Origin of the sequence: Paenibacillus germinis (assembly GCF_013141785.1) — a bacterium.
GTDB lineage: Bacteria > Bacillota > Bacilli > Paenibacillales > NBRC-103111 > Paenibacillus_E > Paenibacillus_E phytorum.
On sequence record NZ_WHOC01000058.1, the window covers coordinates 61461 to 74153 of the forward strand.

A 12693-nucleotide genomic window follows, 5' to 3' on the forward strand; every position below is an offset into this window, starting at 1 on the left:
TTGGCGGAAATTGCGTTTCAGGAAGGTTTGAAGCTCTGTGAGGTAAGTATCCTTCCGCTTGAGGACGGTACGCTGGTGGCATTTTTGCGAGAGAACTCGGGGCATGGTTGGGACTGCTATAAATCAATATCCTACGATCAGGGAGAAAGCTGGAACGGCTTGTTTCGGATGCCGCTCCCGGGTTGCCATCGGCCTGTATCCGGTCTGCTGAAGAGCGGTCGCGTGCTTATCACATTCCGGATGGGTCCAATTTGAGGACGGAGAAATCTTTGTTGTACAGTACATTGTGGACGATGCGCCTAAGGGGCAAATACGCGGATACAGCCTCTATGAGGGCGACTTCTTATTGACTGCGGAATAGTTGAAGTGACCTATCTTGAGGCCATTGAAATGTGCTGCCATCAACGTTGTACTTGACCCTGTTGCTCCCGGTATTGACGCGGGGTCATCCCTTTAATGCGAAGAAATGCACGCGAAAATGTAGGATATGAGGAAAACCCGGACTCAAATGCGACCTGTGAGATGGGCAGGTCGGAGGAAATCAGCAGGCTGCAGGCATGTCGAATTCGAAGCTCGTGAAGGAAATCAACAAAATTGATGCCGAGTGCTTCCCCAAATTGTGTACTTAGCCAAGTTGGATGCATATGAAAACGTTCGGATAATGTCGTTAACGATATTGGATCTAAGTAATGGTCGTAGACATATTGTACAACCAGCCATATGCCGTTGGAGGATACGGGACGCTGTTTCTCCTTTTGTATCTGGTCGTGTTGACTGCTGTTTCGGACAAACAGCGACAATGCCTCCAGCAGCAGCGCTCTGATCATGATCGGCTTCCAAGCGAGCGATGATTCATGCTCCTGATACAGCCGCTCCCATAGCTGCAGCGCTTCATCGTAAGCTTTGCCTTGTAAGTGTATATATGCCGGTTGAGCGTTGTCTCTGCCTAGTAAAAGCTCATGCAAACCCCAAGCGGATTCGGGTCCTGAGGTGAGCAGCTTCATATCAAAATTGCAGATGTACATCTGCAGCGTCTCATCTGCATGGGCCCGGTATTCGTGAATCTGGTAAGGAAGCAGGAGCACGATCGTGCCAGGGAGCAGGTCATGCTCGGTCCCATTAATTCGCTCTATACCTTTTCCCTCCAAGACGAATGAAAATTCGATGAAGTCGTGACGATGGGAGGGAACAGAGGTGTATCGCTTTTTTTTCATATGAAAAGGAAAGTCCGAGTCGATATTCGGGTATTCGAAAAGGTATTGTGGATACATGGTATGATGTTTCGCCTCCTAGCCCTATTATACTGGCTTTAATTTCGTAAAGAAATGAAAGGTTTTATAAAAAAATGAACAATGCACTGTCGCCCGGCGAGCTACAATACAGTCATCACAACAAATTATAAATGCGCAGCAGTGCATAAGAGAGGGCGAACCAAATGACCAATGCAATCCAAAACCGCGATTCGTTTCACGGCATCTTTACAGCGCTTCTGACACCAATGCACGAGAATGGTGCGATAGACTTTGATTCTTTGACACGTCTGGTTGAGCATCAAATCGAGCAAGGTATCCATGGCTTTTATGTTGGAGGCAGTACAGGAGAAGGGTTTATTTTAACAAGTGAGGAACGTAAGCAAGTGTTGGAAGTAGTCGTACGAGCTGCAGCCGGGCGCGTGACAATTATTTCGCATGTAGGCTGCATCAGTACGATGGAATCAATTAATCTGGCCAAACATGCTGAGCTTCAAGGTGTCGATGCGGTATCAGCGGTCGTTCCTTTTTATTATAAAGTTTCCATGAAAGAAATACGCGAGCATTATGAAGCCATCATGGCAGCTGTGTCAGTGCCGATGATTGTCTATCATTTTCCAGGTGCAACAGGAGTCAGCTTATCGATGGACTTCTACGAGCAAATGAGTCGTAATCCACAATGTATCGGTGTCAAATTTACTTCGCTTAATTTGTTTGAAATGCAGCAAATCCGCGCGAGGTGCGGTCAAGATTTTCTCATATTTAATGGACACGATGAAGTGTATTCGGCAGGAGCCTACGCAGGTGCGGATGGCGCCATTGGCAGTACTTTCAACATGATGCCCGGATTATTCGCTCAGATGTACGAGCTTGTCGTGTCAGAGAATCGACCGCTTATGGCATCTCTACAGTCAATGCAGGCGGAAGCCAACGAGGTCATCGCACATATGATTCAGTTCGATGTCATTGCGTATGAGAAGTACATGCTGTATCTTCAAGGCGTCTTGGCAACGCCAACCGTCCGGCAGCCACTGAAGCAATTTACTGCAGAAGAGCGTGAGCAGATTGAATCGTTCTATGCACAAAGTGAAGTGCTGAAACGTTACAGGAAGCATGCCATCAGTGAGGGATCGATTTGATTATTGATAGGATCAGTCAATGGGAGCAAAACCAGGGTCAGTACGGAGATGCCGTACGGCGCGCTCTCGCCTATATCACGAATGTAAATGTCGCTGACATGCCTTCTTTGCTCGAGATTGATGGAAAATGAATGTTCGTCATGAAGCAGTCTCCAACGATGGGAACATTTGAGGAAAAGCTTGCCGAGATTCACGCGCATCTTGCTCCGTCCAGGTGACTTTAGCATATTTTGGCCGGGAGAAGTTCACCGTCCGAACTGTCATCTTAAGGGCAGCGTGCATTTAGTGAAGCAGGTTGTCAAGATCCATCGCGATTTGTTTTAAATGTAAAGTGACAAAAGCATCCCGGAACCTGGCTGATTTCTAAAATCAGCACTTGGTTAGGGATGCTTTTGCGTCCTGACAAGTCGTGACTAACGTTTTATGGATGAGAGAAATAGACTTGTCTCCAAGGAAGTTAATTTTGTATTGTAAAATGCTAATTTACGCATGTTAAACTGATCTGCGTTTTTCTTTATAATCAAAGTAACAAATCACATCAGCGTGATTGTTACCAAAAAGATATAGGGGTGAATACATGGAAAAGTTAGTGAAAAAAGGACTTTCTATTTTATTAATCACAGGCGTTGCAGCGGGCTGTGCATCGAACCAGGACCCAAAGCTGCAAGCTGGAGGGGACGTTAAGCCGATCACACTAACTATGTGGGCAGGCACGGGATTTAAAGATATAGAAGGTTATGAAAGCAAGAACTATGGAGACTGGGAAAAGCAGAAGGCGCAGGAATTCCAAAAGCTTCATCCGAACGTTACCGTTAAAGTCGAATCCGTTCCTTTCTCAGATATTGAGCAGAAGGTGAATGTGGCTGTAGCGGGGAACAATCCTCCAGACATTTTATACGACAACATACCGATTCGGATCAGCAAGCACGCACGAAAAGACGTGTTAATAGAACTTGATGATGTAGTCAAGGACGATAAAGCAGACTGGAAAGAAGCTTTTCTCAACATGGGTACAATCAATGGGAAATTGTATGCATTGCCTTTAGGCAGCGTTCCACAGGTCGTCTTCTTGAACAAAACCATTTTTGAGAAAAAAGGAATTACCGTACCGAAGGATCGTTCTTGGACCTGGAATGAAATGAAGGACGCCTTGAAAAAGGTAGCTGACAAAAATACGTATGGCATCGCCTATTTCGCCAAAAACGAGCAAGCAGACCAACTGATGGTCAGCAATGTGCTTGCCGCAGGAGCCCAGTGGGCGAACAAGGATATTACGGAATATACCGTCAATAGTCCTGAAGGCGTTGAAGCCCTCTCCTTTATGTTGAGCTTACAGGAGGAAGGACTGGTTGCTCCGGGTACCGCTACAATGGATGTGAACGGGAATTTTGAGCTGTTCAAACAGGGCAAGCTTGCCATCTTGAATCACACTTCGCCGGTTTATGGTGATCTAGAAGTAGGTAAGAAGAACGGTGCCGTTGATCCGTCCGTAGAAGCGTACGGGATTATTCCCGTCGTGAAAGAAGGGGTTACCCCGCGAATCACGGTTACAGGAGAGAACGGGTACGCCATCTTTAAACAGGAAGATCCAGAGAAGAAAAAGATGGCTATCGAGTTCGTCAAGTTTTTGACCAAACCGGAGAACATTAAAGCGATTAATAAGGCAACTTATGGGATATCAGCGCGTAAATCTGGCACTTATGAGATTACGAATAAAGACGCCGCAGAGGTATTTGAGCAGTTAAATAAGTTGGAAATTGTCGACTTGGGTAAAAATAAAGCCTACTTCTCGACACTAAGACAAAAGTTTTATCCAGAAATGCAAGCTGCCTTCCTGAAGGCGAAGAGCCCGAAGCAGGCGCTAGACGATTTCGTTAAAATTGCGAACGAACTGGCAGCTAAGAAGTAAGAATACAGTGTAGTATTATTTCGTCCTAGTCTGTCGTACAGTACTGGGACGAAAATGTTAATACGGTTAACGACATGATGAGGAATAGCTGAGGTGTAATGCAGATGAAGCTTCGCGAATGGATGTGGAGTTACTTTTTTATCGGACCTAACTTGTTGTTTCTATTCGTATTTCTAGTATTTCCGTTGTTTTATACGTTTTACTTAAGTTTTTTTGAAGCCGATATTTATTCCTCCACCTTTGTTGGATTTGACAATTTCAGCAGTTTGTTTGGGGAAGAATTATTTCTTAAAGCATTCGTAAACACATTTTATTTTGTTCTGATCATCGTTCCCTGCGTCATCGTCATTTCACTGGTCATCGCAGCGTTTATGCAGGGGTTTCATAAGGTATCCAAAAGCTTTTTTCGGCTTATGTTTTATTTGCCGGTTGTCAGTACGCCGGTCGTGCTATCGCTAGTGTGGGCCTGGATGTACAATCCTAGCTTTGGCATCATCAAGTATTTCTCCGAGGTGCTTGGCTTCGGCTCAGTCGATGTGTTTTCTGGACAATTAAGCGCGATTTTGGCACTTTCCGGTATTGTCGTCACCTGGATGGTAGGTCAGCCCATCATCCTGTATTTGTCGGGGATGGACGGCGTGCCAAAGGATCTATACGAGGCCGCTGAAATTGACGGGGCAGGTGCGCTGCGAACGTTTTTCAGCATTACACTTCCGATGATTTCACATACGACGCTATTAATCGTGATCACTTCGACGATTAGTGTGTTCCAAATTTTCGTTGTTATCCATTTAATTACAGGGGGCGGCCCATTTCATGGAACGGAATCGCTTGTGTATACCATTTACCGGACTGCGTTCGTATCTCTGGAATTCGGTAAAGCGTCAGCTCAAAGCGTTATCCTGTTTTTTATAATTTTGATAATCTCGCTGCTGCAATTCCGACTCATGAAAACAAAACTGGATTAATGCCTTCAGCGCAGACTTGATAGAGGAGATATGAAGCGGATGAAATTACATGTTGTCTCCAGGTACGCTTTTCTTTTAATCATTTCGATCGTTTTTATTTTTCCGTTATATTGGATGTTTACAGGCTCTTTTAAATCACAAGTATCGATCTGGGCGACGCCTCCTGAATGGTTTCCGAACCAGCTCAAACTTGTCAATTACGAGCATATTTTCTCCACGACTCCAGCTCCTCTTTGGGTGTTTAATAGTGTGTTTACAAGCTTGGTAACTGTCGTTTTTGTCGTAATTTTCTCGGCGATGGCGGGATATGCTTATGCCAAGAAAAAGTTTCCTGGCGATAAAGTATTGTTCATTGTCGTCATTGCGACGATGATGATGCCGACTCAAGTAACGCTCGTCCCCTTGTATATTATCTGCAGGGAGCTTGGTTTGATCGACAGTTACTTGGGGGTTATACTTCCTGCGATCGCCTTCCCGTTCGGGGTGTTCATTGTACGGCAGTTCGCCAAATCGATTCCTGATGAAATTATCGAATCGGCCAGAATCGATGGGTCTGGAGAAATCCGGATGTTTGTAACCATTGTGCTTCCGCTGCTCCTTCCGGCTCTCGGGGCATTGTCCATCTTTGCATTTATGCACACCTGGAATGATTATTTGTGGCAGCTTATTATTTTGCAGTCTAAGGAAAAGCTAACGCTACCACTTGGCATTTCGACGATTACGTATTCGGAAAACAACGTGAATTATGGCTATGCAATGGCTGGTGCATCCTTAGCGGCCGTTCCAATGATTATCTTTTTCCTGCTGCTGCAGCGAAGCTTTATTAAAGGAATCACGTTAGGCTCAGTGAAGGGATAAATGGATCGGCAATAGAAGGAAGGAAGACCTGTAGCTTACTATACAGGTCTTCTTCTTGCGGATTGGCTGTTCTGGCTCATGGCATCTTGGGTTATAATTGTTGTGGGGGTGATCACATGAATATCATTGTTGTAGAAGACGAGGTCGACATTTTAAGGGGAATTCAAGAGGTCATCGAACACAGTGGGCTGCTTTTTAACCATGTATTCGCGGTAACTACCGCAGAGGAAGCACTCCTACTAATCGAAGAATACCGACCGGAAATCATTTTAACGGATATTTTGCTTCCCGAAATGACTGGCTTGGATATGCTGGAGTTGGTAAAAGCGTTCGACTATTTGCCAAAAGTGATCGTAATCAGCAGCTACAGTAATTTTATGTACGCCCAGCGCAGTATTCAATTGGGAGCGGTCGATTATATCCTCAAACCGTCACATAAAGAGGAACTTACCGAAAAAATCAGTCTTGTATATGAAATGGTTCAGCGTGAGCTCGTCAGTCAGGAACAGCTGAAGAATCAAACCGTCTTCGCCCGTCTTGGCACGGAAGCGCTTAAGGAAAAGTTCGTTCTGGGGCTTTGTATGCAAAAGACTGCGCTGCAGGAGCATATTCATCATCGCCTTCAGGTGTGGGACTTGCAATGGTTGGAGACACAGTCGTACGTTTCTATTTCTTTAAGCATAAACAGGGAAGATATTAGAGGCAGGGAGGATAAGGATATAAATCTAGACCTCTTTGCCATTGGCAATATAGCAGAGGAAGTGTTGAAGAACTACCAGCCATCCGTAATGATCCGCAGTATTCACCATGATTGGGTCATTCTTACTGCATGGCAACATGAGCAGTCAGTTGCTGAAGAAATCCATGAGCGGGTATTAAAATATCAATATATCAGTCCCGCAATTGGAATTAGCAATCGCATGCACTCTTTTCAAGCCATTTCGGAAGCTTATGAGCAAGCGCGCAAGGCGCTCAAGGTTGCCTTATTAAACAGCAGACGAGGGATCGCCAGCTATGCTGATATCAGAGATAGTATCGGTCATGAGGATGGAGGGCCTGTTAGTCAATGGGTGGCTGAAGGGGTGTTGGAAGGGGACGCGGAGCTAGTCAACCGATGGATGGAGGAAACTATCCATCGCTTCATGCTAGACAGGGACGTGAACAAGACTGGCGATTTGACGCTTAAATGCTTCGAATGGATCTTGGAAATTCACTCTTGTCTTGCTGAGAAGGTAGATATGGATATCAGCCATTTTACGCTGGAGCTTTGGGAAAAAGCGGAGCGCTGCCCTACAGTTGATGATTTAAAGCGGCTTCTGCGGGATCATCTTTATGAACTGATGAAGCTTGTAGCTGAGCAGCAGCATCCTAGCTTGCCGAATTTCATCATTGATAAAGCGAAGCAAATCATCGATGAGAAGTACGGAAAAGCAATTACTCTGCAGAGCGTGGCTGATGAGTTGAGTATTCACCCGGTATGGCTGAGCAGGTTGTTCAAGAAAGAAACGGGACAAAATTTTCTGGATTACTTAACGGAAATCCGTATCGAACAAGCGAAGCATTTGCTGCGCAGCACGCATTTGAAAATTTATGAAATTGTTGAAATGATTGGTTATCAGGAGATACAATATTTCGGTAAGCTGTTCAAGAAGAGAACGAATATGACTCCAAAGGAGTTTAGATCAGGCAAATGAAAGCGTTTAGAATCAGGAACCTCACCTTGTTTGTCAAAATGTTCATTCTCCTGTTTTTGTCCGTTTCGGTGCCGGTTGCGATTCTTGGAGTGTGGTACTTTGACAAATCCAGCGAACAAATCGAGCATATCACATCAGCCTTGCTTACGGAAAATTTGCAGCAGAATCGAATGCGTATCGAGCAATTCTTCTGGCAGACGGAGCTCCATTCTGAATCTATTATCGCCTCTCAGAAACTGGAGGTGCTTGATAATCAAATTGAGGATCGCTTGTTTTTAAGCAGATCGCTCTCGTTAATGAATGAATTAAAGGGAAATTATGAACTGTCTATTTATCCACCAGATGTAGAGAGGTACAAAACGTATTCCTTATTGATTCAATCAGGAGTGAAATCGCCCGACTCGGAGTGGATACAAAAAGCGATTCGACTAAAGGGCAGGGGCTTTTGGTATTTCCAGAACGATACGTTCGTTTTCACAAGAATGATTCGGGCGATGTCCGATCTTCGGCCTCTGGCGGTAATCCAATTGAGCTTTCCGGCAGCTCTAGTGAATCAGCAGCTCCTGTCGCCAGCGGAATACCCAAACTTTCAGCATTATATCGTCGATGACGTTCTTGGAACCGTTTTGTACACTGGCTCGGATAGGGATTTTGACCAGAAAAAGGATATGTTCATATCGGATATTCCACTGTCCAATGTTCCTTGGAGGCTAGTCGCCGCCATTCCTGAGAAGGATTTGATAGGCCCAGTGGAAACGATCAAACGTTTCTCCATACTGCTCGTTCTTGTAAGTATCGGTTTGATTTCGATGCTGCTCGCTCTGATTACTAACAGCTTTATTTCCCCGATTAAATATGTAGTCGGCCAAATGAAAAAGGCGCAGCTAGGGCAGCTAGTACCGAGCGGGAGGTATGGAGAACACAACGATGAAATCGGTCAGCTGGCACGAGGGTACAATTCTTTAATTTTCAGTCTAGAGGAACTGCTCGTTACATCGAAACAGATGGAATCCGAGAAGTCTCGAACGGAAATGCAAATGTTAATTCATCAGATTAACCCGCATTTCCTATACAATACGCTCGACGCGATTAAATGGAGAGCAGATCACGTGAAGGAAGAAACGATTGCGGAAATGGTCACCTCGTTAAGCAATTTAATTCGATACAGCATAAATAACGGAGAAGAGTTCACAACAGTCGAGCGGGAAGTTGAGCATGTCAAAAGCTATCTGAGTATTGAGTCATTGCGAAACCACGATACGTTTCAAGTCATCATGAATGTTCAGCCCCGCGCCTTGAATGTGCCGATATTAAAATTAATCATCCAACCGCTTGTAGAGAATTCTGTGCGGCATGGGCTCAATAAGCTACCGACTGGACAGGGGAAAATTCTTGTCCGCGTTTTTATCGAAGGCGATGAGCTGGTTTGCACAGTGGAGGATAACGGACCTGGGTGCTCTGAAGAATGGCAAGCTCGAATGAACATTCCTGATCTGCCTCCTGGGCAGACAGGTGGGGTTGGACTGTATAATGTCAATCGCAGGCTGAATATTCGTTTTGGCTCCAAGTATGGGGTGTCGTTGACCAATAGGGAACATAGAGGATGCAAAGCGACGATTCGCCATCCGTTGATGTGAACAAGACAAAAAAATGCAGCCCAAACTCCAATCGGAGAATGGACTGCATTTTTTACTTGGTTCTCATCGATTTACGGAGGGCAGATCCGACTTATTTGTATCCTCCTGGGGCTGAGGACGAATGGGAGCTGCTCGTGAACATGCTGGAGGAGGCGGTGGGTAGCTACGCCACGGTGGACGTCTCCGGCGATATGCCGGTTGGCAAAACCGGCAAAGTGAATATGTGTCACGGTCAGCTAAACCCGCGATACGTCTATATGGCGATTCTGGTGGACGGTCGGTCGAATCGTGCCGGACAAGCGGGAGGAGCTGGCTTTTCCACTAGTTATTGAGTTTATGATGATTAGATTTTCGTCTCTTCTGATGAATTCAGAATTTTTGAGATTATGTCACACATTGACATCGCCAATTGTCTTATCAGTGATAACTACGATGAAGTTAAATAATGATTTCCAAACTGCAAATCCGAAAGCTTTTATTTTACCTAGATCATTTATTTCATAGAATGGATCATTTCGATTAGTTTAATAATAAGTAGATATGGCGAGACTTTTCGAATGAAAGAAAGGCGGATAAAATGCAAAGTTATACAATTGATCCATCAACTAATAACATTGAAGAATTATATAAAACCTACAAGCCTCATTTATTTTCAATTGCGTACCGTATGCTTGGCTCTAGATCAGATGCTGAGGATATGGTTCAAGATTTGTTTATAAGCATACATGGTTTTCTAAATGACAATATTAATAATATCAAATCGTACTTGAGCAAAATGATGATCAATCGATGTTTGAACGAATTAAAATCTGCACGAAAAAAAAGAATAAGCTACGTAGGTAATTGGCTTCCAGAACCAACAGTGCAATTAAACGATCATAGTCCGTTAGATAGCGTTGAGCGTCATGATACGATTTCTTATGCCTTTCTTATACTTATGGATAAACTAACGTCATTGGAACGAGCTGTGTTTATCTTAAGAGAGGTCTTTGCATATGAACATAGTGAAATTGGTGAAATGGTTAACAAGTCAGAAGTTAATTGCCGTAAAATATTTAGTCGTGTCAAGAAAAAAGTAGATTTATCCACAGAAAAAGAGGAAGTGCTATCCTCGCAGCTTCCGGAAGAAAATGAATTGGTATCTCGTTTCATTTCTGCCCTTTCGAATGGTAATATTCAATCACTGATGGACATGTTAACTGAGGATGTCATATTGATTGCCGACGGTGGAGGAAAAGTGTCCGCCGCAATCAATCCTATATATAGTAGAGAACGCGTGCTCGCGATATTGAACGCCCTTTCGTCGACTCGATTTCCCGAATCAAAGGCACAGCTGGTCGTGGTCAATGATCAACCAGGGATTTTGTTAACAAAAGAAGGCATTCCAACCGGGGTCATTTGTTTTGAATGGGATGCCCAAACGATGACCATTCAACGTATTTACATTATTGTGAATCCAGATAAATTACAACACTTAAACTGAATTCCTCGTGGTTTCTTGCAATTTCTTCCCATGATCAGTGGAACTGCTTAAATTGCTGGGGCTAATATCAATCCTTACAATGTGTTTAAGTCAATCCATTAGTCATTCCATAAAAGCTGACCCAACTCTGACATTTTGTTAGCGGTTTGGTCAGTTTTTTTATACATTTGAATTGCTCAGATCGACTTGTTAAATAATGAAAAGATTTATTCCGGTGTGGCATTGGGGATATAGAGATAGTATTTCTTGTTTATGTCACACATTGAAGTCGCCAATTGTCTTATTAGTGTCAAAAAAAACAGGAGGTACACAGCTATGACACAACGTGTAAATTATATGCAGCAATCACCAGAGCTTTTCAAAAAAATGATGGAATTCAGCAATGCCGAGAAGGAAAGCGCAATTGAAGAGAAGATCCTCGATCTAGTTCACATCAGAGCCTCGCAAATAAATGGGTGCGGATTCTGTCTGGACATGCACGTCAAACAAGCAAAGATCCATGGTGAGAGCGAGCTTCGCCTCTATCACATTTCGATATGGCGGGAATCGACTCTGTTTGTTCCACGCGAACGGGCTGCACTGGCATGGACCGAGATCCTGACGAAGTTGCCTGAACAAGGCGTACCTGACGAATTGTACGATCGTGTTCGCGGACAGTTGTCTGAGAAAGAAATCTCGGATCTAACTTTCTCAGTTATGGCGATTAATGCTTGGAATCGCATCAACGTAGCCTTCAAGACTGTACCGGGTTCGGCTGACGCAGCATTTGGATTGACGAAAGCTGGCCTGAGCTAATTAGCTACAAAAAGCAACGTATAATTCGTGTGCCTTGCCGCGCGCTTAATAACCGGATCTTCATCTCTAGCACTTATATTACGAGTTATAAACTAGGAGGAATTAATATGAAAATTGTAGTTATTGGTGGAAGTGGACTCATTGGATCAAAACTTGTAAACAACCTTCGTGAGCTTGGCCATGAGGCAGTGGCGGCATCACCTTCCTTAGGCGTCAACACGATCACTGGCGAGGGGCTCGCTGAAGCGCTTAGCGGCGCTCAGGTTGTCGTCGACGTGACAAACTCGCCTTCGTTTGAGGACCAGGCAGTTATGGAGTTCTTCGAGACATCGAATAAGAACCTTCTTGCTGCTGAAGCAGCCGCTGGAGTAAGTCATCACGTTGCGCTGTCGGTCGTTGGTACTGAAAGCCTTCTCCAAAGCGGTTATTTCCGCGCGAAAATGGCCCAAGAAGAGCTAATCAAGACTTCCAAGATTCCCTATACGATCGTCCGCGCAACGCAGTTCTTCGAGTTCGTCGGCAGCATCGCCTATGTGGCTACAGAAGGGGAAACCGTTCGTTTGCCTTCCGCACTAATGCAGCCTATCGTTTCGGATGATGTTGCAGCCGTGTTGGTCGATTTTACACTTGGGGCGCCAGCGAATGGCATTGTCGAGGTGGCTGGCCCAGATCAGATTCGTCTCGACGAACTCGTTCGACAATTCTTGAGCGCAAATCAAGACAATCGTCAGGTTGTCACAGACGACAACGCGCTCTACTTCGGATCAGTAGAGGTGAATGATCAATCCCTCGTTCCGAGAGATAGCAACGCACGCATCACAACGACTCGTTTCCAGGATTGGCTCAGCCGCTCAGTATCTCAGGGGTAATTCAGCAAAGCATGTTCGACGCCCAGAGTGTCATATGGCGAAGCAGTTGCCCACGAGAATCAAAGTGTAAATGAAAGGAGATCCGGTCGTT

Annotated in this window: 14 protein-coding genes; 13 read left to right on the forward strand and 1 reads right to left on the reverse strand. The window is 44.7% G+C overall.

The window, feature by feature from the left end; genetic code table 11:
• Complete coding sequence (locus tag GC102_RS11190; RefSeq protein ID WP_246320859.1) at window positions 1-255, forward strand: sialidase family protein; 255 nt, start codon at window positions 1-3, stop codon at window positions 253-255.
• Between the two features lie 146 nt (window positions 256-401).
• On the opposite strand, the gene GC102_RS11195 is transcribed toward GC102_RS11190, so the two are convergent.
• Complete coding sequence (locus GC102_RS11195; RefSeq protein WP_171689597.1) at window positions 402-1271, reverse strand: helix-turn-helix transcriptional regulator; 870 nt, start codon at window positions 1269-1271, stop codon at window positions 402-404.
• Between the two features lie 164 nt (window positions 1272-1435).
• Between GC102_RS11195 and GC102_RS11200 the strand changes: the two genes are divergently transcribed.
• The 12 genes from GC102_RS11200 to GC102_RS11250 all read left to right on the forward strand — a co-directional run bounded on the left by GC102_RS11200 (window position 1436) and on the right by GC102_RS11250 (window position 12602).
• The gene (locus tag GC102_RS11200) at window positions 1436-2389 is read left to right on the forward strand and encodes an N-acetylneuraminate lyase (RefSeq protein WP_171689598.1); all 954 of its coding nucleotides are present in this window, start codon (window positions 1436-1438) and stop codon (window positions 2387-2389) included.
• The gene (locus tag GC102_RS40035; protein ID WP_281367651.1) at window positions 2386-2520 is read left to right on the forward strand and encodes a hypothetical protein; all 135 of its coding nucleotides are present in this window, start codon (window positions 2386-2388) and stop codon (window positions 2518-2520) included. Before GC102_RS11200 ends, GC102_RS40035 begins: the two co-directional genes overlap by 4 nt.
• 70 nt (window positions 2521-2590) lie before the next feature.
• Window positions 2591-2713: a YhcH/YjgK/YiaL family protein gene (locus GC102_RS40565; RefSeq protein WP_376769362.1), complete on the forward strand. Its 123-nt coding sequence runs from the start codon at window positions 2591-2593 to the stop codon at window positions 2711-2713.
• 253 nt (window positions 2714-2966) lie between these two features.
• On the forward strand, window positions 2967-4298 hold the full coding sequence (locus tag GC102_RS11210; RefSeq protein ID WP_171689600.1) for an ABC transporter substrate-binding protein: 1332 nt from the start codon (window positions 2967-2969) through the stop codon (window positions 4296-4298).
• Between the two features lie 104 nt (window positions 4299-4402).
• Entirely contained in the window at window positions 4403-5266 is an 864-nt protein-coding gene (locus tag GC102_RS11215; protein WP_171689601.1) for a carbohydrate ABC transporter permease, read from the forward strand.
• A gap of 39 nt (window positions 5267-5305) precedes the next feature.
• Window positions 5306-6124 (forward strand): carbohydrate ABC transporter permease, encoded by an 819-nt coding sequence (locus GC102_RS11220; protein ID WP_246320860.1) that lies wholly within the window; start codon window positions 5306-5308, stop codon window positions 6122-6124.
• A gap of 116 nt (window positions 6125-6240) precedes the next feature.
• Window positions 6241-7818, forward strand: coding sequence for a response regulator (locus GC102_RS11225; RefSeq protein ID WP_171689603.1), 1578 nt, complete (start codon window positions 6241-6243; stop codon window positions 7816-7818).
• Entirely contained in the window at window positions 7815-9455 is a 1641-nt protein-coding gene (locus tag GC102_RS11230; RefSeq protein ID WP_171689604.1) for a sensor histidine kinase, read from the forward strand. Before GC102_RS11225 ends, GC102_RS11230 begins: the two co-directional genes overlap by 4 nt.
• A 38-nt stretch (window positions 9456-9493) precedes the next feature.
• Entirely contained in the window at window positions 9494-9787 is a 294-nt protein-coding gene (locus tag GC102_RS11235; protein WP_171689605.1) for a hypothetical protein, read from the forward strand.
• A gap of 245 nt (window positions 9788-10032) precedes the next feature.
• The gene (locus tag GC102_RS11240; protein ID WP_171689606.1) at window positions 10033-10938 is read left to right on the forward strand and encodes an RNA polymerase sigma-70 factor; all 906 of its coding nucleotides are present in this window, start codon (window positions 10033-10035) and stop codon (window positions 10936-10938) included.
• Between the two features lie 315 nt (window positions 10939-11253).
• Complete coding sequence (locus GC102_RS11245; RefSeq protein ID WP_171689607.1) at window positions 11254-11733, forward strand: carboxymuconolactone decarboxylase family protein; 480 nt, start codon at window positions 11254-11256, stop codon at window positions 11731-11733.
• Between the two features lie 107 nt (window positions 11734-11840).
• Window positions 11841-12602: an SDR family oxidoreductase gene (locus GC102_RS11250; protein ID WP_171689608.1), complete on the forward strand. Its 762-nt coding sequence runs from the start codon at window positions 11841-11843 to the stop codon at window positions 12600-12602.
• Window positions 12603-12693: the final 91 nt, after the last annotated feature.